Raw genomic sequence first — 26,348 nt, forward strand, 5'->3', positions numbered from 1 at the left:
TATGGAAACAAAATTATCAAAAAGACTAGAAACAGTCGCAGATTTTGTGCCACAAGGGGCACGATTAGTTGATGTGGGGAGTGACCATGCTTATCTCCCTCTTTTTTTGGTAGAGCAGAAGCGCATTGATTTTGCCATTGCTGGTGAGGTCGTTCAAGGTCCCTACCAGTCAGCGCTCCAGAATGTCGAGCTGGCAGGTCAATCTGATGCGATTCAGGTACGGCTGGCCAATGGACTTGCTGCAGTAGAGGAACAAGACCAGATTTCAGCGGTGACCATAGCTGGTATGGGAGGGCGTTTAATTGCCGATATTTTAGAAGCTGGAAAAGAAAAGTTGGGTTCGGTTGAACGGCTCATTTTACAACCGAACAATCGCGAAGATGATGTTCGGAATTGGTTGGTTCAGAATCAATTTAAGCTCATTGCTGAGGAGATTGTAGAAGAGAACGATAAGATTTATGAGATTCTGGTAGCAGAAAAAGGTTCAATGGACTTGACAGCTACTCAATTGCGTTTTGGTCCTTTCTTATCAATCAAACATTCCCCTGTTTTTCAGAAAAAGTGGCTTAAGGAGTTGGATAAGCTGAGTTTAGCTTTGGAACAAGTACCTCTTGAACGCCATAGTGATCGCTCCGCTATTTCCCAAAAAATGGATCAAATAAAGGAGGTTCTTTATGTTAGCTAAGCACGTCATTGAGCGTTACCAATCCTTTTGTCCGCCATCTTTGGCCATGGAGGGTGACGTAACTGGTTTGCAGATTGGAACATTGAACAAGGAAATCCAGCGAGTAATGGTCACCTTGGATATCCGTGAGACGACTGTGGCAGAGGCTATCGATAAACAGATAGACCTGATTATCGTCAAGCATGCTCCAATTTTTCGTCCAATAAAGGATTTAGTGGCTGACAATCCACAGACCAAGATGTATCTGGACTTGATTAAACACGATATTGCGGTCTATGTTAGCCACACTGATATTGATGTAGTGGATGGTGGGCTTAACGATTGGTTTTGCGAGTTGTTGGGTATCCATGATACAACATATTTACTGGAGACATCAGAGGGTCAAGGGCTTGGTCGTGTTGGAACAATAGCAGAGCAGACGCTAGGAGAGTTGGCCTTGAAAATAAAATCTGTCTTTGGTCTTGATGCTGTACGTCTAGTGACTTATGGCCATCAGTCACAACAATATGTCAGTCGAGTTGCAATCTGTGGTGGGAGCGGAGGCTCTTATTATCAGACAGCCCTTGAAAAGGGGGCTGAGGTCTACATCACCGGTGATATCTACTACCACACAGCTCAAGACATGTTAACAAAGGGGTTACTGGCTATTGATCCAGGGCATCATATCGAAGCCTTATTTATCAAGCGAGTTGCTGATTTATTGGAAACTTGGAAAAAGGAAGAAGGTTGGGAAGTGGAGATCTTTGCATCGACAGTTTCGACCAATCCATTCAGACATTTATAATCAGTGTCCTGACATTGGCTCACATCCAAAATAGACAGTCAAGCTACGTTTTTGCGTGGCTTTTTTTGAAAAAAAAACTTGTGTTTTTTTGAAAATTAGGGTATCCTAATTATTGTAATATGTCAGGTTAATTTAGAATGGAAGTCGTTATGAACTGGTTTACACACCAGCCTGTGGTTTTACAGGCTCTCTTGGCAGGTTTATTTACTTGGTTTTGCACCATTGTCGGCTCTGCAGTTGTCTTTTTCTTTAGAACGGTCAGTCGGCGTTTGTTGGATACCATGCTAGGCTTTGCAGCAGGTGTTATGATTGCTGCGTCATTTTGGTCTTTGCTTGCTCCCTCAATTAGTTATGCAGAGCAGTCTTATGGCAATCTTGCATGGATTCCTGCGGCAGTTGGATTTGCAGCAGGTGGAATCTTTTTACGTTTGGTTGATGCGGGTGTTCCGCATTTGCATTTAGGTAATGACAAAGAGGATGCTGAGGGTGGAGACGAGCGAGAGCGAAAAAAATTATCAAAGACAGCCCTCTTATTTTTGGCCATTACCATTCACAATATCCCAGAAGGCTTAGCAGTTGGTGTCACCTTTGGTGCCCTTGCTGCTAATAATAGCTCAGTAGCATTTATTGGAGCTTTGGGATTGGCTCTTGGTATTGGTATACAAAATATTCCGGAGGGAGCTGCCTTGGCTATTCCGATTCGTACAGACGGTGCATCGCGTTGGAAGGCCTTTTATTGGGGTTCAATGTCTGCAATTGTTGAACCAATCGCAGCTGTACTTGGCGCCTTTGCAGTTACCTTTATGACCCCTATTTTACCTTACGCCCTTTCCTTCGCAGCTGGTGCAATGATCTTCGTTGTCGTAGAGGAGCTCATTCCAGAATCACAGACAAATGGCAATACGGATATTGCTACTCTAGGACTCATGGCTGGTTTTATTATCATGATGATTCTAGATGTTGCGTTGGGGTGAATAAAATATATTTGAGAAGAGTCTGGCTATCAGGCTTTTTTCTTATGACATCATAGTGAAAAATATGGTATAATGAACTGATATTAATTGATGGAAGGTACTCTTATATGAAAGGTATTATTCTGGCAGGTGGGTCTGGGACTCGTCTCTACCCATTGACTCGCGCAGCTTCTAAGCAGCTGATGCCGATTTATGACAAACCAATGATTTATTACCCATTGTCAACACTCATGTTGGCTGGGATTAAAGAAATCCTAATTATTTCTACTCCTCAGGATCTACCTCGATTCAAGGATATGTTGGGTGATGGTTCTGAATTGGGAATTTCTCTCTCTTATGCAGAACAACCAAGTCCAGATGGACTTGCACAAGCCTTCATTATCGGTGAAGAATTCATCGGTGATGACCATGTAGCCCTTATATTAGGGGATAACATTTACCATGGAAATGGCTTGACTAAGATGTTGCAACGTGCTGCAAGCAAAGATAAAGGGGCAACTGTCTTCGGTTACCAAGTAAAAGACCCAGAACGCTTTGGTGTTGTTGAGTTTGACGCAGATATGAATGCTATCTCTATCGAAGAAAAACCAGAGAATCCAAAATCAAATTTTGCGGTTACAGGTTTGTATTTCTATGACAATGATGTCGTTGAGATTGCGAAAAATATCAAACCATCTCCTCGTGGTGAGCTGGAAATCACTGATGTAAACAAGGCTTACTTAGATCGCGGTGATTTATCAGTTGAATTGATGGGACGTGGTTTTGCATGGTTGGACACTGGTACACATGAGAGTCTCTTAGAAGCAGCTCAATACATCGAAACAGTTCAACGTTTGCAAAATGTTCAAGTAGCAAACTTGGAAGAAATTGCCTACCGCATGGGCTACATCACAAAAGAACAAGTGTACGAATTGGCACAGCCACTCAAGAAAAATGAATACGGACAATACTTGCTCCGTTTGATTGGAGAAGCCTAATGACAGAAAACTTTTTCGGTAAAACACTAGCAGCTCGTCCTGTTGAAGCCATTCCTGGAATGTTAGAATTTGACATTCCAGTTCATGGCGACAACCGTGGCTGGTTCAAGGAGAACTTCCAAAAGGAAAAAATGTTGCCACTCGGCTTCCCAGAAAGCTTCTTTGCAGAAGGAAAATTGCAAAATAATGTTTCCTTCTCTCGCAAAAACGTTCTTCGTGGTCTTCACGCAGAGCCTTGGGATAAATACATCTCAGTGGCGGATGGTGGAAAGGTCTTGGGAACTTGGGTCGATCTTCGTGAAGGAGAGACCTTCGGTAATACTTACCAAACCGTTATCGATGCTTCAAAAGGTATCTTCGTTCCGCGCGGAGTAGCCAATGGTTTCCAAGTCTTATCAGACTTTGTATCATACAGTTACTTGGTTAATGACTATTGGGCTTTGGAACTTAAGCCCAAGTATGCCTTTGTCAACTACGCAGACCCTAGTCTCGACATTAAATGGGAAAACTTAGAAGAAGCAGAAGTCTCAGAAGCAGATAAAAACCACCCACTCCTCAAGGACGTAAAGCCTTTGAGAAAAGAGGACCTCTAATGTTTCAAGCCTTTTTGGAAATAGCAGAGCAGTTAAACAAGCTAGGAATTACCCCCTTGTTAATGGGCTCAGTTGGTTTGGAAAGGCGCACAGGGAAGGACTGGCAGGCAGGAGATTTAGATATTCATGTTCCTAGTGATCCACGTGGCTGGGAAGCCCCAGATGACGAACGGATCCATCGTGCTGATGAGCTGATTGCTATGATGAACCAGTTGGGCTATGTCCTAGTTGATCGTCACGAACATGAATTTCATAAGGACGGCCTATCTGTTGAGTTCGGTGGACTTCATTCACTGCCTGAATTTGCAGGAGTAGAGTTAGAAGATTTGGAAGAACTAGAAACAGCAGGTGTTCGCTATTACCTACCGACACTTGACCAATACCTGAAAATCTACCTAGCCTCCTCCAAAGATTCCTACCGTGCAGAAAATAACAATCAAAAAGACTTTACCAAGATTGCTTACTTGAAGGAAATCTTGAGGTAAAAAAAAGCGAGCAGTTCTGTGTGTCATGGCCGTAGTGAGAAGCTCCTTTGCTTTGCTAAGGAGCGGGGGTAACCATGAGACCTTAGGCTCATGGTTTAGTAATGAAACACCTTGGTGGTTGCTTACGACCCCACTACCTAAGGAAACAATCAAAAAAGAAAAAAACTTTTCGGAGAAAAAAATGTCTCAATTTAAAAATATTATCGTAACTGGTGGAGCTGGTTTCATCGGTTCCAACTTCGTACACTATGTTTATAACAACCATCCAGACGTTCACGTAACTGTGTTGGATAAATTAACATATGCAGGAAACAAGGCTAATATTGAAGCTATCCTTGGTGACCGAGTTGAGCTTGTTGTTGGTGATATTGCTGATGCTGAATTGGTTGACAAATTAGCTGCTAAGGCAGATGCCATTGTTCACTATGCGGCAGAAAGCCATAACGACAATTCGCTCAATGATCCAAGTCCATTTATCCATACTAACTTTATCGGTACCTATACTCTTCTTGAAGCGGCTCGCAAATATGACATCCGTTTCCACCATGTATCTACAGATGAGGTTTATGGTGATCTTCCATTGCGCGAAGACTTACCAGGTCATGGGGAAGGTCCAGGTGAGAAATTCACATCTGAAACAAAATACAACCCATCATCACCTTACTCATCAACCAAGGCTGCTTCAGACTTGATTGTCAAAGCATGGGTTCGTTCATTTGGTGTTAAAGCAACGATTTCCAACTGTTCAAACAACTACGGTCCATACCAACACATCGAGAAGTTTATCCCACGCCAAATCACCAATATCTTGGCAGGTATCAAGCCAAAACTTTACGGTGAAGGTAAAAACGTCCGTGACTGGATTCATACCAACGACCACTCGACTGGTGTTTGGGCAATCTTGACAAAAGGCCGTATGGGTGAAACTTACCTAATTGGTGCTGACGGTGAGAAGAACAACAAAGAAGTGCTTGAATTGATTCTTGAAAAAATGGGTCAACCAAAAGACGCTTACGACCACGTGACTGACCGTGCAGGACACGATTTGCGCTATGCTATTGATGCAAGCAAACTTCGTGACGAGCTTGGCTGGACACCACAATTTACAGACTTCTCTCAAGGTTTGGAAGAAACGATCCAGTGGTATACTGACAACCAAGACTGGTGGAAGGCTGAAAAAGAGGCTGTAGAAGCTAACTACGCGAAGACACAAGAAGTGCTTAAATAAGAAATGGAAGGCTGGGCTTTTGTCCAAGCCTTTCTTAAAATAAGGAGTAGACATGATATTAATTACAGGTGCAAATGGTCAGTTGGGTACAGAATTGCGTTACTTATTAGATGAACGTGGTGTTGAGTATGTGGCTGCCGATGTAGCAGAAATGGACATCACGGATGCGGAAAAGGTTGATGCCTTCTTTGCAGAAGTAAAACCAAGTGTTGTTTACCACTGTGCAGCCTATACAGCTGTTGATATGGCTGAAGATGAAGGAAAGGAGCTTAACTACAAAATTAATGTAACAGGCTCAGAAAATGTTGCCAAGGCAGCAGCTAAATACGGTGCGACCCTTGTCTATATCTCAACAGACTATGTCTTCAACGGTGAGTTGCCAGTCGGTCAAGAATGGCAAGTAGATGACCAACCAGATCCGCAATCTGAATACGGTCGTACCAAGCGTTTGGGTGAAGAAGCGGTTGAAAAGTTCGCAGACAAGTTCTATACTGTTCGTACGGCGTGGGTCTTTGGTAACTATGGCAAAAACTTTGTCTTCACCATGCAAAATCTTGCGGAAACTCGAGACACATTAACAGTAGTCAATGACCAACACGGTCGTCCAACCTGGACACGTACACTTGCGGAATTCATGGTATACTTAGTGGATACTAAGCAAGCATTTGGCTACTACCATTTGTCAAACGATGCAGCAGAAGATACGACTTGGTTTGACTTTGCGACAGAGATCCTCAAGGATACCAACACTAAGGTATTACCAGTGGACTCTAGCCAGTTCCCGGCCAAGGCTAAGCGTCCTTTCAACTCAACCATGAGCTTGGATAAGGCAAAGGCGACAGGATTTGTCATCCCGACATGGCAAGAAGCCTTGGAAGAGTTTTATAAGCAAGGGAAGAAATAGAATAGAGGCTGGGCATAAAGCCCAGGGTCGCTTCTCAGAGTTCGTGTCAACATCTCAGCGCAGTGGTTGATTGGCTTTAACAGTCCAGTGGACTGTTAAAGGTTGGAGATAGGATTTGTGAAACAAATCTCTGAGGTTCGTGTTTTACACTCCAAATCTAACCATTACGGCTGTTGCGAACAAAGTTCGCTTTATCTCCAACCTCAAACTGTCTCCCAGACAGTTTGAGCTGTGCGGGGGTGGGAGTGAAACAGTCTGGGGATAGACTGTTTCAGCTCAACAACTTAAAACGAAAAATTGTTGACGAACTCTTTTTATCTTAGTCGAGTTCTTATACGAAAACTCAAAAGAATGCAAAAACTCCCTCCCTATGATATAATCAAAGCGAAAAAATTTTTTATGTTAGGCTACTAGCTCGTCCCTAGTAGTCTTTTTCTGTGCTAAAAATTCAGGATACGTTATCTGCTCTTTTAAGAGAATATAAGCTATTTTTAATAATTGATGTGCGAGGGCGATTGTTGCTTTTTGTGAACCACGTCGACTTTGAATCTGATAAAATCGTTCAGCTAGAGGACTTCCTTTTTGTCTTTTGATAGCGAAAGCGGCCTGGCATAAACATTTCTTTAGATATGAATTACCATGTCGAATCTTGGTACTTCGTTTCTTACCAGCACTCTCATTGTTACCTGGACAGAGTCCTGCCCAAGAGGCTAGATGTCCAGCAGTTGGAAATTGACTCATGTCAGCTCCAACTTCAGAGATAATGACAGAGGCTGTAATGACATCAATACCTGGGATAGAATCCAGAATTTCTACCTGCTTCTCGTATTGTGATAGATAGTCATTAATTCGGTCCTCCAATATTTCAATCTGCTTCTGATAAAAATCATGAAGCTCTAAGGATTGCTTTAACATGAAGCCATGATGGTCAGAGAAATAACCATCCATAGCATTAAGAAGTTGAGGTACCTCCTTCTTCAAGCTTGTATAAACTGATTGATGAACAATGCGAGGCGTGATAGGCGTCTTGTCAATCAGTAGTTGAAGGAGATTACGACCTGAAGCACCCATAATATCTTCGATATAGGTCGTTAGCTTGATACCACCTGACTGAAGAATTTTATGGATACGATTGGTCTCCTTATTACGACTTTCCACATAATGTTTTCGTTGTCTGGTCAACTCCCTCAATTCTTGAATGGTTTCATCGGGAACGAAACTCCGAGGTAGTAGACCAATCCGTGTTAATTTGGCAATCCAGAGAGCATCTTTCTTGTCAGTTTTCTGACCTGGAATTGCCTTCATGTGGGCTGGTTGTGCGAGTATCAACTCGAAGTCATCACAGAGAGCATGCCAGACAGGTCGCCAATAGACACCTGTGCTTTCCATACCAACAGCTTCCACATGAAATTGACTGAGAAAATCGTGGCAAGTACGTAGGCCTTTAGTCGTTGTATCAAATGTAGCCATCTCACGCTTTGGACGAGTTGAGGTGAGAGATCCGTGTAGGATACAAACGACAATATTGGCTTGATGGACATCAATACCTGCACAAGATTGATAGAGAACATCCATGATAATTCCCTCCTTCTAAAAATTAGAGAGCTTATCTACCGAATTTTAGTCGTATTTTTATACTCATGCCTATCGCATATTTTGGGGTGCTCGTCAGTAGAGTGGATCAGTTTTTCCCTCGATGTTTAACATCATTAACTCGTCAACCACAAAGCCCTCACTATGATTATACACCTAGTGAGGGCTTTATGTTCGTTTTCATTATTCTGTGGGTGAGGGCGGAGCCATCATGGATGTCTTTCCCACTCCCAACGAGACGATTTTCAAAAAGTCGTCTTCTTTTTTATTATTGGGCTAAAATGTCACAAAAATGAAAAATTGTAATATTGTTTTAATGCTCCAAATTGTGCTATAATTTATTTTGCAGATTTAGTATTTTTACGGTTTTCCTAATGATCCAGTTATCGTTTGGTTGTGTTTTGAATATAGATTTGAATATGGGATTTGAGGAGGAGAAAGTGAAAAAAAGGACATTATTTTTCTTATCCGTATGCGCGGTCGCTTTAAATGGATATGTTGTTCATGCAGACAGTTTGGAAGCTCCAAGTCAGCTTGTCACTGTACCTAATTTGCCTGGAACTGGTGGCCAATTAACTGTTGTTGAGGAAGCTGGCCAAATGAAGGCGATTCTTTCAAATATTACTGGAGAAATCGTTGGAGTAACTGGTCAGTTTAAGTCAGAAAAGAATACTGGAAAAACGATTGCTTTTACGATTGATGCTAGTGGTCAATATGTGGCCTATTTAGATAGATCAAGTTTTTCTGATGAAGATCGTACCTTTACTTTGGCTTTAACAGTCAACCTTATTGATGGTAGTGCTCATAATATAGATGATTATTCGTTCAACTGGGTTAAAGTAGCTGAAAATACTAATGATGACAGCGATTTGATTGAAAACACTAGCGCAACAGTAGCGTCAAAACCTGTTTCATCTGGGACAGTAGTCGATAGTGTTGAGAAAGATTCTTCATCTTCAGCAAGCGAGACACAAAGTTCTAGTACTGCAAGTTCTTCATTGGCGGCAACTGTAACTGATTCATCGAATGCAACGACCGCTTCTACACTGACTTCAACACAGACTACAAGTTCAGTTGGTAGCCAATTGCGTTCGGCTTCGTTGATGCGTATTGCAACAAATTCTAGTTCCCAAACTAGTGCTGTTACAAAAGCAAGTCAAATTGACCAGACGCTTGAACTGAAATATACTGGTTCTATCAATAGTGGTGAAGTCATTAAATTTGCGGTGTGGTCAGATGAGAATGGTCAAGATGATATTGTTTGGTATAATGCTGACCAAACTGGCGCTGCTTATGCAGATTTAAGAAAACATAGAGACTACGGCAAATATAACATTCATACATACGTAAACCGTAATGGCAAAATGGTTTATCTGAATGAAATTGTTGTAGATGTGAAGGCGAGCGGTACGGTTACAATTGAAAATGTCAATGATGCCAAAGGCACTTTTGATGTTCGTGTCACCAATATCTCTTCACCTAAGGATATAGCGAGTGTTATCTTGCCGACTTGGTCACAGTCAGATGATTTACGTTGGTATGAAGCAACTCGTCAGTCAGATGGAAGTTATAAGCTAACTGTCAATAAGAAGGATCATCAGTACCGCACTGGTACCTATACAGTTCATCTATATTATAAGGACTCAAGTGGTGGTTTAACGGGAGTTGGTGGAACAACAACGCGATTAACAGAAGTAAAACCTACCGGTACAATAACAATTGAAAATGTCAATGATGCCCAAGGCACTTTTGATGTTCGTGTCACCAATATCTCTTCACCTAAGGATATAGCGAGTGTTATCTTGCCGACCTGGTCACAGTCAGATGATTTACGTTGGTATGAAGCAACACGTCAGTCAGATGGAAGTTATAAGTTAACTGTCAATAAGAAGGATCATCAGTATCGCACTGGTACCTATACAGTTCATCTATATTATAAGGACTCAAGTGGTGGTTTAAAGGGAGTTGGTGGAACAACAACGCGTCTAACAGAAGTAAAACCTACCGGTACAATAACAATTGAAAATGTCAATGATGCCCAAGGCACTTTTGATGTTCGTGTCACCAATATCTCTTCACCTAAGGATATAGCGAGTGTTATCTTGCCGACCTGGTCACAGTCAGATGATTTACGTTGGTATGAAGCAACACGTCAGTCAGATGGAAGTTATAAGTTAACTGTCAATAAGAAGGATCATCAGTATCGCACTGGTACCTATACAGTTCATCTATATTATAAGGACTCAAGTGGTGGTTTAACGGGAGTTGGTGGAACAACAACGCGTCTAACAGAAGTAAAACCTACCGGTACAATAACAATTGAAAATGTCAATGATGCCAAAGGCACTTTTGATGTTTGTGTCACCAATATCTCTTCACCTAAGGATATAGCGAGTGTTATCTTGCCGACCTGGTCACAGTCAGATGATTTACGTTGGTATGAAGCAACACGTCAGTCAGATGGAAGTTATAAGTTAACTGTCAATAAGAAGGATCATCAGTACCGCACTGGTACCTATACAGTTCATCTATATTATAAGGACTCAAGTGGTGGTTTAACAGGGGCAGGTGGAACAACAACGCGTCTAACAGAAGTAAAACCTACCGGTACAATAACAATTGAAAATGTCAATGATGCCCAAGGCACTTTTGATGTTCGTGTCACCAATATCTCTTCACCTAAGGATATAGCGAGTGTTATCTTGCCGACCTGGTCACAGTCAGATGATTTACGTTGGTATGAAGCAACTCGTCAGTCAGATGGAAGTTATAAGTTAACTGTCAATAAGAAGGATCATCAGTATCGCACTGGTGCCTATACAGTTCATCTATATTATAAGGACTCAAGTGGTGGTTTAACGGGAGTTGGTGGAACAACAACGCGATTAACAGAAGTAAAACCTACCGGTACAATTACAATTGAAAATGTCAATGATGCCAAAGGCACTTTTGATGTTCGTGTCACCAATATCTCTTCACCTAAGGATATAGCAAGTGTTATCTTGCCGACCTGGTCACAGTCAGATGATTTACGTTGGTATGAAGCAACACGTCAGTCAGATGGAAGTTATAAGTTAACTGTCAATAAGAAGGATCATCAGTATCGCACTGGTACCTATACAGTTCATCTATATTATAAGGACTCAAGTGGTGGTTTAACAGGAGCAGGTGGAACAACAACAGTGTTATCCGAGGTTCCAGTGCAACGATCTTACACAGTCTACATCGATCCAGGTCATGGGGGAGTAGACTCCGGAGCCTCTTATGGTGGAGTTTATGAAAAGAATTTGGCCTTATCTGTTGCAAATAAATTGAAAGCAAATTTAATTCAGTTGGGATATCAGGTTCTGATGACTAGAACAGCTGATTATAATGTTGATTTCAAAACAGAGCGCTCAAAGATGGCCAATCAAAGTAATGCAGACTTATTTATCAGTATTCACTTTAATGCGACTGGCTTAGCATCTTCGAATGCCACTGGTATTGAAACCTATTGGTATCAATATGATCCAGAATATCAACCTAAAATTAATGCTGTGATGCATAACGATCCAACTCGATTAGCTGAAAGTAAAATCTTAGCCAATCAAGTTCAAGCAAGTCTTATAAGCGGAACTGGTGCAGTCAATAGAGGTGTACGACGTGAAACTTTTGCTGTATTGCGAGAAACTGCAATTCCAGCAATCCTTGTTGAACTTGGATTTATGGATAATCCATCTGATTTGCAGAAGATTAAACAGGATTCTTATCAAACGAAACTGGCTAATGCTCTAGCACAGGGTATTGATAACTGGTATGGTGCTGTTGGAGGTAAACCCACATCAGGAACTTCTACACAGAAAAAATCTACTGAGCAAAGTCAGATGACAGTTAGTCAACAATCATTTTTCAACAATATATTGCCGGCAATTCAGCAAGTTTCTCAAAAAAATAGTATTGTAACGAGTGTAATGTTAGCCCAATCCATTCTAGAAAGTGGTTGGGGTACTTCTCAACTGGCCACAAATGCTTATAACATATTCGGTATTAAGGCAGATTCGAGTTGGAAGGGGAATACATATACTGTTCAAACAAAAGAAGTCGTGAACGGAAAAACAATAACTGTTGAAAAACAATTCCGAGCTTACAAGTCTCTTTTAGAAAGTATTTCTGATTATGGTAGTTTCTTTACTTCAACTGCTTGGAGAATAAAGAACTATGCAAGTTTCTTGCAAGCAACAAATTATGAAACAGCATTAACTAGCTTATTAGCATCAGGTTATGCAACAGATCCAGCATATGCTGAAAAATTAAAGTCATTAATACAGCGATATGGATTGGATCAATATGATTTAAATTAGTGTGGATATAAAAGCGACATAATTTGGCTCCGTAATTTCTGTAGTGGGTAAATCCACTGTAGAGATTATGGGGTCTTTTTGAGTTTGGAAAAAATGTCTCAAATAGATTCATAATAAAATGTGACAAGAATATCTGTAAGCGCCCCATAACAAGGTACCTATCCAATCGTTCACTCCTCCAGTATACTGTAATTAAAAAACTGGAGGATTTTTTTATGTCACAACCCATCGTCCCATTGACTGTTCCCAAATCGCGACGCTCTGAAAAGAAAAGCAGAAATGAGATCCTGATGAAGATTCGTCTCGAAAAAGTAGAACTCACTTTCTTTCACTCTATCAACCAAGAGATATTGGAAACAATCTTGGATAAGGTACTGTTCTATGACCATCCGACTCAGTGATTTAGGTCAAGTCTACTTGGTTTGCGGGAAAACGGATATGCGTCAAGGGATTGATTCTCTCGCCTACCTTGTCAAAAGTCATTTCAATCTGGATCCCTTCTCCGGTCAGGTCTATCTCTTCTGCGGAGGTCGAAAAGATCGATTCAAAGCTCTTTATTGGGATGGACAGGGATTTTGGTTATTGTATAAACGTTTTGAAAATGGGAAATTGACCTGGCCAAACAATGAAGAGGAGGTTAAGGCGCTAACTTCCGAGCAGGTGGACTGGCTCATGAAAGGATTTTCTATCAGTCCAAAAATAAATGTTTCAAAAAGTCGTGATTTCTATTGAAATCATGGCTTTTCTTTGTGTATAATGAGATAAAAAGAAGGAGGTAAGTGCATGGAGTCACAAGATAAAGTGATTGAAAGTCTAACAAAAACCATTGAAATCATGACCAACGAATTGACCCTCCTTCGTGAACAGGTTGAGTATCTGAGACAGAAACTCTACGGAAAATCATCAGAGAAGGTTGTGTATCAACCCGGTCAGCTGAGCTTGTTTGGGGAGGAAAGCCTCCCTGAAGAAGAAGCTGACTTACCCAGTTGAAACAGAAACAATTACCTATAAACGTAAGAAAGCTAAGGGAGTTCGTCAGGCTATTTTTAGTCAGTTCACTCCAGAGATTATTCATCATGAATTGCAGGGCGAAGACTGCACTTGTCCAGACTGTCATGGACAGTTGAAAGAGATTGGTTCTACTGTTCAACGGCAAGAGTTGGTCTTCATTCCCGCACAATTAAAGCGGATTGACCATGTTCAACACGCATACAAGTGTCAGGCTTGTAGTCAGAAGAATCTGAGCGATAAGATTATCAAGGCTCCAGTTCCTAAGGCACCTTTGGCACACAGCTTGGGTTCAGCTTCTATCATCGCCCATACTATTCATCAGAAGTTCAATCTTAAGGTGCCCAATTACCGCCAGGAAGAGGACTGGCATAAGCTTGGTCTGCCAATCAGTCGGAAGGAAATAGCCAACTGGCACATCAAGTCTAGTCAGTATTATTTCGAACCGATTTATGACCTGTTGCACGAGAAATTGTTGGAGCAGCCTATTCTCCATGCGGATGAGACCTCCTACAAGGTCTTAGAAAATGATAGCCAGTTAACCTTCTACTGGACCTTCTTGTCTGGGAAACATGAGAAAAAGGGCATCACCCTCTATCATCATGACAAACGACGGAGCAGCTTAGTTGTGGAGAAATTTCTTGGAAATTATGCGGGCTACGTTCATTGTGACATGTGGAGTGCTTATCGTCAGTTAGACAAGGCACAGCTGGTTGGCTGTTGGGCTCATGTTAGACGAAAGTTCTTTGAAGCGACTCCTAAGAAGACAAACAAGACTTCTTTAGGAGCCAAGGGTTTAGCCTACTGCGACCGCCTGTTTGCCTTAGAGAATGACTGGGCAGACTTGTCTACTGAGGAACGGCTACATAAACGTCAGACAGAGTTGGCTCCTTTGATGGACGAATTCTTTGACTGGTGTCGCAATCAGGCCGTTTTGCCAGGCTCCAAATTGGGCACTGCAATAGAATATAGCCTCAACTACGAAACCACTTTCCGAACCGTTCTCTCGGACGGTGACTTAGTCCTGTCTAACAATATGGCTGAGAGAGCAATGAAGACCTTAGTGATGGGCAGAAAAAATTGGCTTTTTTCTCAGAGCTTTGAGGGAGCCAAGTCGACAGCTGTCATTCTGAGTCTTTTGGAAACTGCTAAACGACACGGCCTTGATGCAGAAAAATATATGAACTATCTTCTAGAACACTTACCTAACGAGGAGACGCTCGCAAAAAAAGAGGTGCTAGAGGCTTATTTGCCATGGAAGGAAAAAATTAAAAGAGCTTGTAAATAGAAAAAAAGCTCCAGGGTCAACATGACTTTGGAGCTTTTTTCAATATACTTTGTTATTAGGCGCTTACGAATATCTATTAGAATGATTAATATGGAATAAATTTAGTGTCAGCGAATCGGCCCTCGATTCCTGAGCCTAGAATTTGAAATTGAAGAACTAATCGCAAAAAAGAGAGAACGAATTTCGTCCTCTCTAGGTGTTAGATTTTCATCAACCCATTACAGTTTATAAAGATTCGGTTTTATCATTCAAATAAGTCCTCTAAAGGTCGTTTATCAACGGCACTGTTGTATTCGAGCTGTAAATATGTTTGGTAGAGCGGTAGGGTTGATAAGTCCTCAATTTGTTGGTCATTACCATCTAAATTACCCCAGCTAGTAATGATAGGTAGCTCGAGTTGCATATCACTCATAAACTGCTGATAAGGTGATCTAGGAAGTGCGTACTCGGATTCGGAAAGTATATTCATTAAATATGGAACGAGATAGTTTGGGCTAATCGTTATAGCTTCCCGTTCATTGATATCAAAATTCGCCCAAATCACAAACGGAGTAGAATATTTTGAGGCTGGGTCACTTTCATCCATAAACTGTGAATAAAATTCTTGACTTAAACTTGGTTGGTGATCACCGTACATAACGATGACAGTTGGTTCTTTATAAGAACTGAAATAAGTAATTAAATCTGCAAAAGCTTCATCTGTTTTCTTCAGACTTGTCAGGAATTCTGTTTCAGCTAAGTATTCGGATGTTGAACCATTAATGTTAACTTCACGAGGATAAATAGCTTCAGTACTTGGATATCCACCATGTCCTTGCATGGTAACTACGAAGCTAAATAGTGGATTATCTCCTTTTTGTTCATAGAGTTCTTTTATTCCGTTGAAAAGAAATTGATCAGATGGCCAGCCCCTATCAATTGTCAGTGGTGCGAGTTCACTAATTGCAGGTTCTGAATCTAAAAAATAGGATTTCGTAAACCCTAGTAAAGGATATACTTTTTGTCGATTGTAATTATTTCCAGATTGAGGATGAAGTGCCACAGTGTCATAATTTTTATCCTTTAAATAAGATGCAAAACTTGGCCGTTCTTGAGTAATAATCTGTTGGTAAGGGAATAGATTTGAAGACAAAAAACTGATAGCGTTGCTTGTTAGAACTTCGTATTCTGTATTTGCTGTACCACCACCGTAAACCGAGACGTTCAGCGTTCCATGTACAGTGTTATCTGATAAAGCATGTTGATTTAATAATGGATCCGGTGAGATACTTAAGTTTTGTAAAGTTGAAAAATCACTCTGAGATTCATTTTGAATAAATATAATATTTGGTTTGGATGTGCTTGTAATAGTATCTGTATCTGAGGAGTATGTCTCAAGTAGTTTCTCAAGATTTGATGTCGAGTATCCCTCTGGTTTTGATATTTTACTATCTTCGTAGAACGATACAAGCGAGAGTGGAAGTCCATATTGACCGTAGGTAATGTACATTCGCCAGTAATTTAATGAAATATTTGCATTAGAAACTACTGTTTGATTAATCAAAGGAAATACTGTTATTAAAGTTACGAAACTTAGTAAAATCCTACTTAAACGATATAACCATTTAAAATCATGTCTAGAATAAAAAGTTTGTGATGGTAATAGTCTTGGTAAAGATAATTTAGGAATGAAAAGAAAGCACGTAAACAAAATATAAGAGAATACTATGCTTTGTAACATCCTATTATTGATATTGACTGTTACACTTGAAGCTACGTTTAAACCATCTGTAATTTGAAAGAAATTATAAAACAGTATTGGTGCCCCTCTGTTGTCAATCAATATTTGATTGCTTAATCCAATAATAATTGAAGCAGAAAGAATTATGAGGCTTGCTAATCGTAGGGAAGTTGCTAATGCTACAATTAGATAAATTATTCCAATAATGATTAGATTGTTCCAAAGACTGTTTGGGGAAAGAGTAGAGAATTGTGAGTAGCTATTTTCAATAATAAATAATGAAAAAATGGGAACTAGAAGATAAATCACTGATAGGCTAATCGTTTTGAAGGCTTTAGAGATATGACCTCGGAGTTGTTTGTATCCTAAAAGACCAAAAAATATCAGGAAAGTTAGTGCAACTAATAGCTGTTGAGTTTCCATTTTATTAAAGTTCGAATTAAATAGCACTAATTCATTGCGATATAATCGTGGAAATGTAAAAGTAGTGAATATATATTGAACGATTAATAATATTGTTAAGATACGGATATCTCTTCTTTTGATTCTCCATGTTGCTCCATTTAAGATAAAGCATGTTAGACCTAAAGCAAGGACTATTAAGTGGAGGTACCAAAATTGATTATCTTTAGTTATCCGTAAAGTATAGGGAAGCTCAATAAAGGCTAAATTTTTATATTTATCTCCAGTTGATGTGTCAATGGATTCAACCAATTGTCCACCGACTTTAATTTTTACAATAGTCGGATTTTCACTAACAAAGTACTCAAAGGATATGGTTTTTACAGAAGAAGATTTAATTACGAGTGAATTATCTTCACTTAGAGAAGAAAAATTAGGAATTAACTCAGCATCATTGAATCCCCATTGGTTTTTGATAATTTCTGATGATTGAACATAGCGTCCATTAATTTGGATGCTGTCTATTACTTGGTTTGGTTGTTCTGCTATTATTTCTACAGTCCCATCATTTTTTGTGGAACCCAATTCGTTTTGAATTAGATGTGCATACAGGAAAAAACTTCCGAGCAATCCTATGGAGATTAGTGTGTGAATAAGCTGCTTGATTAATTTCATATTTACTAACAATTCTAAGTTTTATATTTTTATGTGAAAGCCAGTACACATTATAACAAATTTTTCTAATTTACTCAAAATTTGTTTTTTAAATTTAAAAGTTGAATAAGGAAAAAATAAGCATGTGTGTGAAGCCTAAATGATACTGAAACTATGGATATGAAACCAAAACTACTGATAGAATTAGGAAATTATTTCAAAAAATGGTATAATGAAAAGAACTGCTATTTGATGGAGAGGATTCATGAAACACGTTTTTATTATCGGTAGTCGTGGACTGCCTGCAAAATATGGTGGCTTTGAGACCTTTGTCCAACAATTGGTCAGCCATCAGGAATCTGAAGAGATTCATTACCATGTAGCGTGCTTGTCTGATACAAGTCATCATCAACATTCCACCTATCTGGGGGCAGATTGCTTTACCATTAATCCGCCAAAACTTGGACCGGCTCGTGTGATTGCTTATGATATGCTGGCAATTAGATATGCCCTTAAAATCATTAAGGAACAGCAGATAGAGCGACCGATTTTCTATATCTTGGGAAATACCATAGGTGGCTTCATAGTACCTTTTGCAAAAATGATTCACTCTGTTGGAGGTACCTTGTTTGTAAATCCAGATGGTTTGGAGTGGAAACGAGCAAAATGGGCTAAGCCAGTTCAATGGTATCTAAAATTTTCTGAGAAAATGATGGTTCGTTATGCGGATTTGATTGTCGCTGATAATGAAGGTATCGAGGATTACTTGCAGTCTGAATACTCAGCTACAAATACAACTTTTATAGCATATGGTACAGATTTAACACCGACAACTCTGACGAACGAATCAGAAAAGGTTCGTCACTATTTTGAAAAATGGAAAATAAAAGAGAAAGAATATTACCTGATAGTTGGTCGCTTTGTTCCAGAAAATAATTATGTAACAGCTATCAAGGAATTTATGGCCAGCAAGACAAAACGTGATTTGGTCATCGTTGCCAATCATGAAGGCTCTGCTTATTTCCAACAGCTCAAAGAAGAGACAGATTTTGCATCTGATCCACGTATTAAATTTGTTGGAACAGTGTACGATCAAGAACTACTAAAGTATCTTCGACAGGAGTGTCGTGCCTATATCCATGGTCATGAAGTTGGTGGAACAAATCCTGGTCTACTCGAGGCCTTGGCACAAACCAATGAAAATTTGGTTTTAGGTGTTGATTTTAATAAAAAAGTTGCCCTGCAAGGTGCTCGTTATTGGAGCAAAGATGGAGGAAATTTGGCTCATTTGATTGATCAAATTGATGGACAAGCAGAATCCATTGAGCTTGGAAAAGCTGCAAAAAAACACATGCAAGAAGCCTATACATGGGAAAAAATTGCACGTGAGTACGAGGAATTATTTTTACGATGAAAGTCAATATTTTGATGTCGACCTATAATGGTCAACAGTTCTTGTCTGAGCAAATTCGCTCGATCAAAGAACAGTCATACACAGACTGGACTCTCTTCATCCGTGATGATGGTTCCAGTGACAATACAAAAGAAATCCTTAAGGATTTTGAGCGTCAAGATAGTCGAATTCATATTATTGATAGTGATAAGAGTGACAATCTTGGAGTTATAAAAAGTTTTCACAAATTAGTGAACCATGATAGGGCTGACTTTTATTTTTTTAGTGATCAGGATGATGTTTGGTTGCCAAATAAATTGGAACTTAGTCTAAAGGAAGCTCAAAACTATCCAGCTGATCTTCCCTTAATGGTTTATATGGATTTGAAAGTCGTCAATCAAGATTTAGAGATTATGACTGAAAGCATGGTTAAATCTCAATCTCATCATGCTAATACTGAATTGGTTCAAGAGTTGACCGAAAACACGGTAACAGGTGGGGTTGCCATGATCAATCATACTCTCGCTGAAATGTGGCAAGAGACGGATGATATACTCATGCACGATTGGTACTTAGCCTTACTTGCCTCAGCTTTTGGAAATTTGGTGTTTATTGATCAACCAGGGGAACTTTACCGCCAGCATTCTGATAATGTTTTAGGGGCTCGAACACTCTCAAAACGCTTTAAAAAATGGGTTCGTCCTCACATTTTATTTGCGGTTTATTGGGATTTGATTAAAAATAGTCAAATACAAGCCCGTCATTTACTACAAATGCCTCTATCTCAGTCAAATAGAGAGTTAATTGAAGCATTTGTAACCATTATGGATAAACCAATGCTTGAACGATTCAGGATTTTGAGAAAATATGGATTGAGAAAAAACAAAGCCTTCCATACATTAGTATTCACAACACTGATTGTGACAAAATTTGCATATAAGGAATAGTTATGAATTTATTAAATAAAGAAAATCAAATACTCTTGAGAGAGATGATTAAAACAGATTTTAAATTACGTTACCAAGGTTCTCTCATTGGGCATCTTTGGTCGATTTTGAAGCCATTATTACTTTTTACAATTATGTATTTAGTATTTGTCCGCTTTTTGCGTTTTGATGACGGAACTCCTCATTATGCAGTAGGGTTATTATTAGGTATGGTAACCTGGAACTTTTTTACAGAAGCAACTAATATGGGGATGATGTCAATTGTTTCACGCGGAGATCTATTGCGGAAGTTGAACTTTTCGAAAGAAATTATTGTTTTTTCATCAGTAGCGGGAGCAGCTATTAACTACGCCATTAACTTAATGGTTGTGTTTGTATTTGCTGCTATTAACGGGGTTCCCTTTACTTGGTCCGTTTTAATTATAATCCCTTTGTTTTTTGAATTGGCATTACTAGCAACAGGTATAGCTTTCATTTTATCTTCATTATTTGTAAAATTTCGAGATATTGGTCCAATTTGGGAAGTGTTTTTACAAGCTGGAATGTATGCAACACCAATTATTTATTCATTAACGTTCATTTTACAGCGAGGACAAGTAACATTTGCTAAGTTGATGATGTTGAATCCTGTTGCACAAATTATTCAAGACTTGAGACATTTTATCGTTTATTCAGGGAATACTACAGTTAGTGAATTGATAGAAAATCCTTATATTGTGGCAATTCCGTACATTCTTCCAGTCGTTATTTACCTATTGGGTATAACTGTGTTTAGAAAAAATGCTAAAAAGTTTGCGGAGATTTTGTAATGGTAAAAAATAAGAATATTGCTGTAAAAGTAGAACATGTTAGCAAGAGTTTTAAACTTCCAACGGAGAGTAGTCAGAGTTTAAGAACTACATTAGTTAATCTATTTAAAGGAATTAAAGGCTACGTGGAGTATAATGTTTTGCAGGATATCAGTTTCGAAGTTGAAAAAGGGGACTTTTTTGGAATTGTTGGTCGCAATGGATCTGGTAAGTCAACACTGTTAAAAATTTTATCTCAAATATATGTTCCTGAAAGAGGAACTGTAGCTGTGGATGGTAAATTAGTTTCTTTTATTGAACTTGGTGTTGGTTTTAATCCTGAGCTAACTGGTAAGGAAAATGTATACCTAAATGGTGCGATGTTAGGATTCACTGCAGAAGAAATTGATGCAATGTATGATGATATTGTTGAATTTGCGGAATTAAGTGAATTTATGAATCAAAAGCTGAAAAATTATTCTAGTGGAATGCAGGTACGTTTAGCCTTTTCAGTTGCCATTAAAGCGCAGGGAGATATTCTGATACTTGACGAGGTTCTCGCAGTGGGCGATGAGGCCTTTCAGCGTAAATGTAATGATTATTTCCTAGAGCGTAAAAAAAGTGGAAAAACGACCATTCTTGTCACCCATGATATGGGAGCTGTGAAAAAGTATTGTAATAAAGCTCTTCTAATAGAGAAAGGATACGTCAAGGCATTAGGAGAACCTGATGATGTAGCTAATCAATACAGTTTTGATAATGTGCTTGCCTCAATAAGCGAAGTTACAGAAAACGAAGAACCACTGCATCAGAGTGATATTGTAAAAGATTTGCAGATTAACCTAGTCTCAAAAAATCAAATTGAACCTGATGAATCAATTGAAATCGAGTTTAAATATACGGTTTTAGAAGATATTGAAACACATATTGCATTTACATTTTTAGATTTAGAACGTCATTTTGATGTATATAACGACAATTCTATGGATTTAAAAACATTTGGCAAAGGTGAGAAGTTTATCCGAGTGAAATGTAAGCTACCTTCAATTAATCAGGCTAAATTAAAAATGGCGGTGTCAGTACGAAATAGTAATAAGCAGCCGTTATTATTTGCAAAGACTTCTGACACACCAGCTATTTTTATTAGTAGGAAGTTTAGCACTGATAATATTGCAGAGGAAGACGCAGCAACCGGGTTTATTCAGAGAAATAGCCAATGGGAGCTGCTAGATTAATAAAATATAACGGAGGCAGAATGTCGCGTTTGTTGGTATATGTTCACTATAATAAATATAATGTTGTCAGTGAATATATTTATTATCAATTAAAGTCGATACGAAGTATTTATTCAGACATAGTTTTTGTTTCTAACAGCCATGTTTCAAAGGACAAAGTACAATATTTACAGTCGGAACGACTGATTGATTTTTTTATCCAAAGAGATAATATTGGTTATGATTTTGCGGCATGGAAAGAAGGGCTGAATCAAGTAACATTTTATCAATATGATTCGGTAACTCTGATGAATGATACATGTTTCGGACCCCTCTGGAACCTAGAGGATTATTATAGTCAATTTGACAATGATGTTAATGTTGATTTTTGGGGGATGACCAATCACTTAGAGACAAAAATAGATAGTGTAGTTGTCCCTGAACATTTACAGTCATATTTTATGGTATTTAAAAAACGAATCTTGCAGAGTCAAGCATTCGTTGGTTTTTGGTCATCTGTAAGTAAGTTAACAGATATACAAGATGTTATAAAATTATATGAGAGCCAATTGACGAAAATACTTTTATCAGAGGGCTATAGCTATAAGTGTGTATTAGATACGTCCATTTGTTGTAAGACCCTTGAAAATAGTAACGTAACACTAGAATATCCAGAAGTTATACTTAAAAATAATGTTCCATTCATAAAAATAAAGAGTTTTACTGAATATCCAGATAGAATATACTCTTTAATACATCTTATTAGGATGAAAACGAAATACCCAGTTGAATTAATCGAGAGGCATTTGAGACAGATAATTATTCCGGGTACGAGTTTTATTCCTCAAATACGGGTTTCGCAAACGACGGAAACTGTTCTATCTTCGACGTCGGTACTTCTTCATATTCACATAGAATCAGTATCTATTTTTGAAGAGTATATTGAAGAGTTATGCAAAATAGCCGATAGGTGCCAGTTACTAATAACATTGCCAGAAGCTGATTTTTCAAATAAGTGTATTATAGTTGAGAGATATTTGTTCACCTACCAATTGAGAGGACAGATTATAAAAGTCACAGATGAATTGCATTTTTTTGAAACAGTAAAAAACTATATGGGAGATGCCAAATATCTTGCTCATATAACTGTCAAACAAACAAAGGAAATAAAATATTCTGTAGAGGATATTATTGACAGGTATCAGTTGAGGAAAATGTTTTTTACATCATTTGATACAGTGATTTCTAATTTTGAATCACAATCTAATTTGGCTGTAGTTATTCCAGACTTAACAACTAATCAAAGATATGATAGAAAAAGTCTTCGAGAGAACAATCCAGAACTTATTCGTCAATTAAACATACTTTATGAATCACTTGTGAGAACTAAGAAAGTTGATTTTTATAAAGTGCCTTATATAATTGGAGAAGAAGTAAGTTGGTATTGGATAAAAACAGAACACTTTAATAAGATTGAGGAACAATTTAGAAACATTGATTTTTCAAAAGAAGTTAGATCATTGCTAGTTCCAATATTATTTATTTATAGCGCGTGGGATTTATCAAATGATTATGCAGTGATCGAGAATACTGAAAATGTGAGTCCAATATTGGAAAAGATTAGTTTTTCCAGCGAAAGGGAATTGCGTTTAATTATTGAAGAAAAGGAATTTTTACAAATTGGACTGAGAAGGACACTAAAGATAATATCTGTTGGGATTGTAAGTGTGTTTAAGATGATAAAGAAATCTCTATTAAAAAATTAGGGTTAACGGATGACAAACAAGGGGAAGATAGTGTGAAGAGCAAAATAGTATCACCAAAAACAATATTTATTTGGAATTTATTAGGAAGTATTTCTTCAGCAGCAATATCAATATTTTTATTGTTACTAGTAACACGTTTGTTGACGGAATTAGAGGCTGATATTTTTAGTTTTGCTTATGCAGTAGCAAATCTTTTTGTAATCATTGCTAGTTTTCAGGTAAGAGATTATCAAGCGACTGATGTTTCGAAAAAGTTTTCGTTTAGCCAGTATCTTGCAACAAGACTTATAACAATAACTATTATGCTATTACTTGCTTTAAGCTATATTCTTCTGTCTAAATATGAATTTCAAAAATCTGCTTGTATTTTCCTAATATGTTTGTATCGTGGAAGTGATGCTCTATCGGATGTTTTTCAAGGATTGTTCCAACAAAATGCTCGGCTAGATATTGCAGGTAAATCACTTTTTTTGAGAAACTCTATTGTGATTTTGACATTTGGAATTGGTTTGTTTATGACCAATAACCTGCTACTCTCATTAATCTATCTAGTGATTAGCTCATATTTATTTGTTTTCTTTTTTGATGTTCCGAATTTGTTTCAATTTACGAGGATTATCAAAGAAGAAATTAATTTAAAAGCCATTAAAAATATATTATTAGAATGCTTGCCGTTATTTATTAATGCATTTTTACTTGTTACTATCTATAATCAACCTAAATATGCTCTCAATACTTTTTTTGAGAGAGGTGTTATAGGAACAGGTGTTCAAAGAGATTTTAACATTTTATTTATGCCTGTTTTTTCAATGAATATTTTATTGATTTTGTTTAGACCCATGATAACTCAGTTGGCAATATATAGAAGAGCTGGGGACTATAATCAGTTTAAACAGTATCAGAAGCGTATCGTTAAAATGGTTGTCGGGTTGGCTGTGTTAGTTTTGGTTGGGGGAATAGTATTGGGGATTCCGATATTAAATATTCTCTATGGAACGAATCTTAATAAATACTGGCTAAGCTTTATTATAACAATGCTTGGGGGAATTGCGAGTACCTTTGCAACCATTTGTGATAACATGCTTACCGTTTTGAGGAAGCAAAAGTATCTCGTAATTTCATTTGCAATTTCTTGTTTATTATCCATATTGATTTCTAATCCACTGGTAGAATATTATGGAATATTGGGGGCAGCTATTGCTTTTGTTAGTTCGATGTGGACTTGGTTTTTAATTTCTTTAGTAATATATCTAAAATTGCAAAAACATTTGAATTGGGAAGTACAAGAATGAAGATAGAAAAATTATTTTTAAGGTTAGCAATCCCCTTTTTGTTAATTTCAATATTTGTTATGCCTGTGACAAAGGTTCCTGATGAGGCTACACATGCTTTTATGTCGTGGAATATATTATTTGATTCTCCGACAAGTAGAGATACTGAGGCAATGAATGAATTACGGACAGCAGATTTTACGTATTCAGAACCGGAGATTCATGCAGTTGATTCTACAGAATATTCAAGCCTTTTTACCAAAATTCGTGATTTTTCAAAGGACAGATTATCTGTCGATTTTTCTCTGAAATCGTTAATGAGTACTCCTCAGCTAATAGGTTTAGTTGTAGGTAAATTGATTTATCCTTCATATGGTATGATGGTCACTATAGGGCGCCTTTTTAATACAATAGTCTATATTATAGGTATCTACTATTTGATAAAAAAAATAAAGTTTGGGAAGATGACGCTGTTTTTTGTCTCACTTTTACCTATGATGATTCAGCAGGCTGGCTCTCTGTCTTATGATGTGGTGAACTATCTGGCTGTTGTTGCATTTTTTGTTTTTTATGTTAACTTATTGGTAGACAAGGTACTGACCACCAGGAAATTTATTAATTTAATATTATTATCCTTGCTACTATATTTAACAAAAGCAAATAATATTTTACTTTTGGCACTATTGTTTTTTGTTGATTTTGAATTTGAAGGTGTCTTATCTAAGTTTAATTCGATTTTAAAATGGATTCAAAAGAGAAGATTACCAATTCTTATTTTGGGATTAGGACTAGTTTTACTTGTTAGCTATCTATTCCTACATAATAGAGGTGGTGTCGTGCACTTTGTTAAAGTGATGATAAACAGTTTATTTATCAATAATAGAAATGATCATCTTAATGGTATTTTAACGGTTGGTATTTTTGGTTATTTTGGCTGGTTTGTCACTCAACTACCTCTCTGGTTAATTTTCATAGATATTTTCATTTTTACGTTATTATTGTTTAATGATGGAAATTTAAAGATAAGTAAAACAGAAGGTCTTGCTTCGTTATTTGTACTCCCTGTTCAGGTAGCTATCATTGTAGCGGGCATGTATTTTGCATGGACACCGACAGCTATTGGACCAAATGCAATGATTTCTCAAGGAGCACAAGGAAGATACTTTACTCCGTTTTTAGTCTATCTATTTCCGGCATGTTTAATGTTAAAAGAGCAGGTAAGTGTATCGGTAAAACAGAAGTATTTGATACGGTTGCTCACTGGCACAGTAGTCATTAACTTTATCATGTATCTATTTTTGATAGTGGATTATTATTGGTTGTAATTAAGATAG

General features: G+C 38.0%; 22 protein-coding genes. 20 read left to right on the top strand and 2 right to left on the bottom strand.

Annotated features, from left to right (window positions below; translation table 11 throughout):
• Window position 1: 1 nt before the first annotated feature.
• The 8 genes from L6410_RS04645 (at window position 2) to rfbD (ending at window position 6,630) form a co-directional block, all read left to right on the top strand.
• On the top strand, window positions 2-685 hold the full coding sequence (locus L6410_RS04645; protein WP_237396388.1) for a tRNA (adenine(22)-N(1))-methyltransferase: 684 nt from the start codon (window positions 2-4) through the stop codon (window positions 683-685).
• Window positions 675-1,469, top strand: a complete 795-nt coding sequence (locus L6410_RS04650; protein WP_172025522.1) for a Nif3-like dinuclear metal center hexameric protein — start codon at window positions 675-677, stop codon at window positions 1,467-1,469. Before L6410_RS04645 ends, L6410_RS04650 begins: the two co-directional genes overlap by 11 nt.
• Window positions 1,470-1,618: 149 nt before the next feature.
• Window positions 1,619-2,443, top strand: a complete 825-nt coding sequence (locus tag L6410_RS04655) for a ZIP family metal transporter (protein WP_237396390.1) — start codon at window positions 1,619-1,621, stop codon at window positions 2,441-2,443.
• A 107-nt stretch (window positions 2,444-2,550) separates the two neighbouring features.
• Entirely contained in the window at window positions 2,551-3,420 is an 870-nt protein-coding gene (rfbA, locus tag L6410_RS04660; RefSeq protein ID WP_172006591.1) for a glucose-1-phosphate thymidylyltransferase RfbA, read from the top strand.
• Entirely contained in the window at window positions 3,420-4,013 is a 594-nt protein-coding gene (locus L6410_RS04665) for a dTDP-4-dehydrorhamnose 3,5-epimerase family protein (RefSeq protein WP_053866914.1), read from the top strand. The genes rfbA and L6410_RS04665 overlap by 1 nt, the downstream gene beginning before the upstream one ends.
• Window positions 4,013-4,498: a phosphoribosylanthranilate isomerase gene (locus tag L6410_RS04670; RefSeq protein WP_237396392.1), complete on the top strand. Its 486-nt coding sequence runs from the start codon at window positions 4,013-4,015 to the stop codon at window positions 4,496-4,498. The genes L6410_RS04665 and L6410_RS04670 overlap by 1 nt, the downstream gene beginning before the upstream one ends.
• A gap of 181 nt (window positions 4,499-4,679) precedes the next feature.
• Window positions 4,680-5,726, top strand: a complete 1,047-nt coding sequence (rfbB, locus tag L6410_RS04675) for a dTDP-glucose 4,6-dehydratase (protein ID WP_160864478.1) — start codon at window positions 4,680-4,682, stop codon at window positions 5,724-5,726.
• 52 nt (window positions 5,727-5,778) lie between these two features.
• Window positions 5,779-6,630 (top strand): dTDP-4-dehydrorhamnose reductase, encoded by an 852-nt coding sequence (rfbD, locus tag L6410_RS04680; RefSeq protein ID WP_237396394.1) that lies wholly within the window; start codon window positions 5,779-5,781, stop codon window positions 6,628-6,630.
• Between the two features lie 402 nt (window positions 6,631-7,032).
• On the opposite strand, the gene L6410_RS04685 is transcribed toward rfbD, so the two are convergent.
• On the bottom strand, window positions 7,033-8,205 hold the full coding sequence (locus L6410_RS04685; RefSeq protein WP_237395142.1) for an IS110 family RNA-guided transposase: 1,173 nt from the start codon (window positions 8,203-8,205) through the stop codon (window positions 7,033-7,035).
• 458 nt (window positions 8,206-8,663) lie between these two features.
• Here L6410_RS04685 and L6410_RS04690 point away from each other — a divergent pair, with 458 nt between their 5' ends.
• From L6410_RS04690 to L6410_RS04710, 5 genes are all read left to right on the top strand, one after another.
• Window positions 8,664-12,563: a GBS Bsp-like repeat-containing protein gene (locus L6410_RS04690; protein WP_419580011.1), complete on the top strand. Its 3,900-nt coding sequence runs from the start codon at window positions 8,664-8,666 to the stop codon at window positions 12,561-12,563.
• Between the two features lie 215 nt (window positions 12,564-12,778).
• On the top strand, window positions 12,779-12,964 hold the full coding sequence (locus tag L6410_RS04695; RefSeq protein WP_024392629.1) for a hypothetical protein: 186 nt from the start codon (window positions 12,779-12,781) through the stop codon (window positions 12,962-12,964).
• Window positions 12,945-13,295: an IS66 family insertion sequence element accessory protein TnpB gene (gene tnpB / locus L6410_RS04700; protein WP_172017332.1), complete on the top strand. Its 351-nt coding sequence runs from the start codon at window positions 12,945-12,947 to the stop codon at window positions 13,293-13,295. The genes L6410_RS04695 and tnpB overlap by 20 nt, the downstream gene beginning before the upstream one ends.
• Before the next feature lie 51 nt (window positions 13,296-13,346).
• Window positions 13,347-13,553, top strand: coding sequence for an IS66 family transposase (locus tag L6410_RS04705; protein ID WP_002939754.1), 207 nt, complete (start codon window positions 13,347-13,349; stop codon window positions 13,551-13,553).
• Window positions 13,507-14,859, top strand: a complete 1,353-nt coding sequence (locus tag L6410_RS04710) for an IS66-like element short variant transposase (RefSeq protein ID WP_237396405.1) — start codon at window positions 13,507-13,509, stop codon at window positions 14,857-14,859. Before L6410_RS04705 ends, L6410_RS04710 begins: the two co-directional genes overlap by 47 nt.
• 244 nt (window positions 14,860-15,103) lie before the next feature.
• On the opposite strand, the gene L6410_RS04715 is transcribed toward L6410_RS04710, so the two are convergent.
• Window positions 15,104-17,656 carry an LTA synthase family protein gene (locus tag L6410_RS04715; protein ID WP_237396407.1) on the bottom strand — a complete coding sequence of 851 codons (2,553 nt, stop codon included), beginning with the start codon at window positions 17,654-17,656 and terminating at the stop codon, window positions 15,104-15,106.
• A 244-nt stretch (window positions 17,657-17,900) separates the two neighbouring features.
• On the opposite strand from L6410_RS04715, the gene cps2T reads away from it, so the two are divergent.
• From cps2T to L6410_RS04750, 7 genes are read left to right on the top strand one after another with little or no spacing between them, the layout of a single operon-like run.
• Entirely contained in the window at window positions 17,901-19,049 is a 1,149-nt protein-coding gene (gene cps2T, locus L6410_RS04720) for a beta 1-4 rhamnosyltransferase Cps2T (protein WP_237396409.1), read from the top strand.
• Window positions 19,046-19,975 carry a glycosyltransferase family 2 protein gene (locus L6410_RS04725; protein WP_237396411.1) on the top strand — a complete coding sequence of 310 codons (930 nt, stop codon included), beginning with the start codon at window positions 19,046-19,048 and terminating at the stop codon, window positions 19,973-19,975. The genes cps2T and L6410_RS04725 overlap by 4 nt, the downstream gene beginning before the upstream one ends.
• 2 nt (window positions 19,976-19,977) lie before the next feature.
• Window positions 19,978-20,784, top strand: a complete 807-nt coding sequence (locus L6410_RS04730; RefSeq protein WP_044674151.1) for an ABC transporter permease — start codon at window positions 19,978-19,980, stop codon at window positions 20,782-20,784.
• The gene (locus L6410_RS04735) at window positions 20,784-21,998 is read left to right on the top strand and encodes an ABC transporter ATP-binding protein (protein ID WP_024410223.1); all 1,215 of its coding nucleotides are present in this window, start codon (window positions 20,784-20,786) and stop codon (window positions 21,996-21,998) included. The genes L6410_RS04730 and L6410_RS04735 overlap by 1 nt, the downstream gene beginning before the upstream one ends.
• A complete protein-coding gene (locus tag L6410_RS04740; protein ID WP_237396413.1) occupies window positions 21,980-23,743 on the top strand; it encodes a rhamnan synthesis F family protein in 1,764 nt (587 codons plus the stop codon). Before L6410_RS04735 ends, L6410_RS04740 begins: the two co-directional genes overlap by 19 nt.
• 32 nt (window positions 23,744-23,775) lie before the next feature.
• Window positions 23,776-25,035 (top strand): MATE family efflux transporter, encoded by a 1,260-nt coding sequence (locus tag L6410_RS04745; RefSeq protein ID WP_160864301.1) that lies wholly within the window; start codon window positions 23,776-23,778, stop codon window positions 25,033-25,035.
• Window positions 25,032-26,339, top strand: a complete 1,308-nt coding sequence (locus L6410_RS04750; RefSeq protein ID WP_160864300.1) for a DUF2142 domain-containing protein — start codon at window positions 25,032-25,034, stop codon at window positions 26,337-26,339. Before L6410_RS04745 ends, L6410_RS04750 begins: the two co-directional genes overlap by 4 nt.
• The last annotated feature ends 9 nt before the right edge of the window (window positions 26,340-26,348 follow it).

The organism is Streptococcus parasuis (genome assembly GCF_021654455.1).
GTDB lineage: Bacteria > Bacillota > Bacilli > Lactobacillales > Streptococcaceae > Streptococcus > Streptococcus parasuis.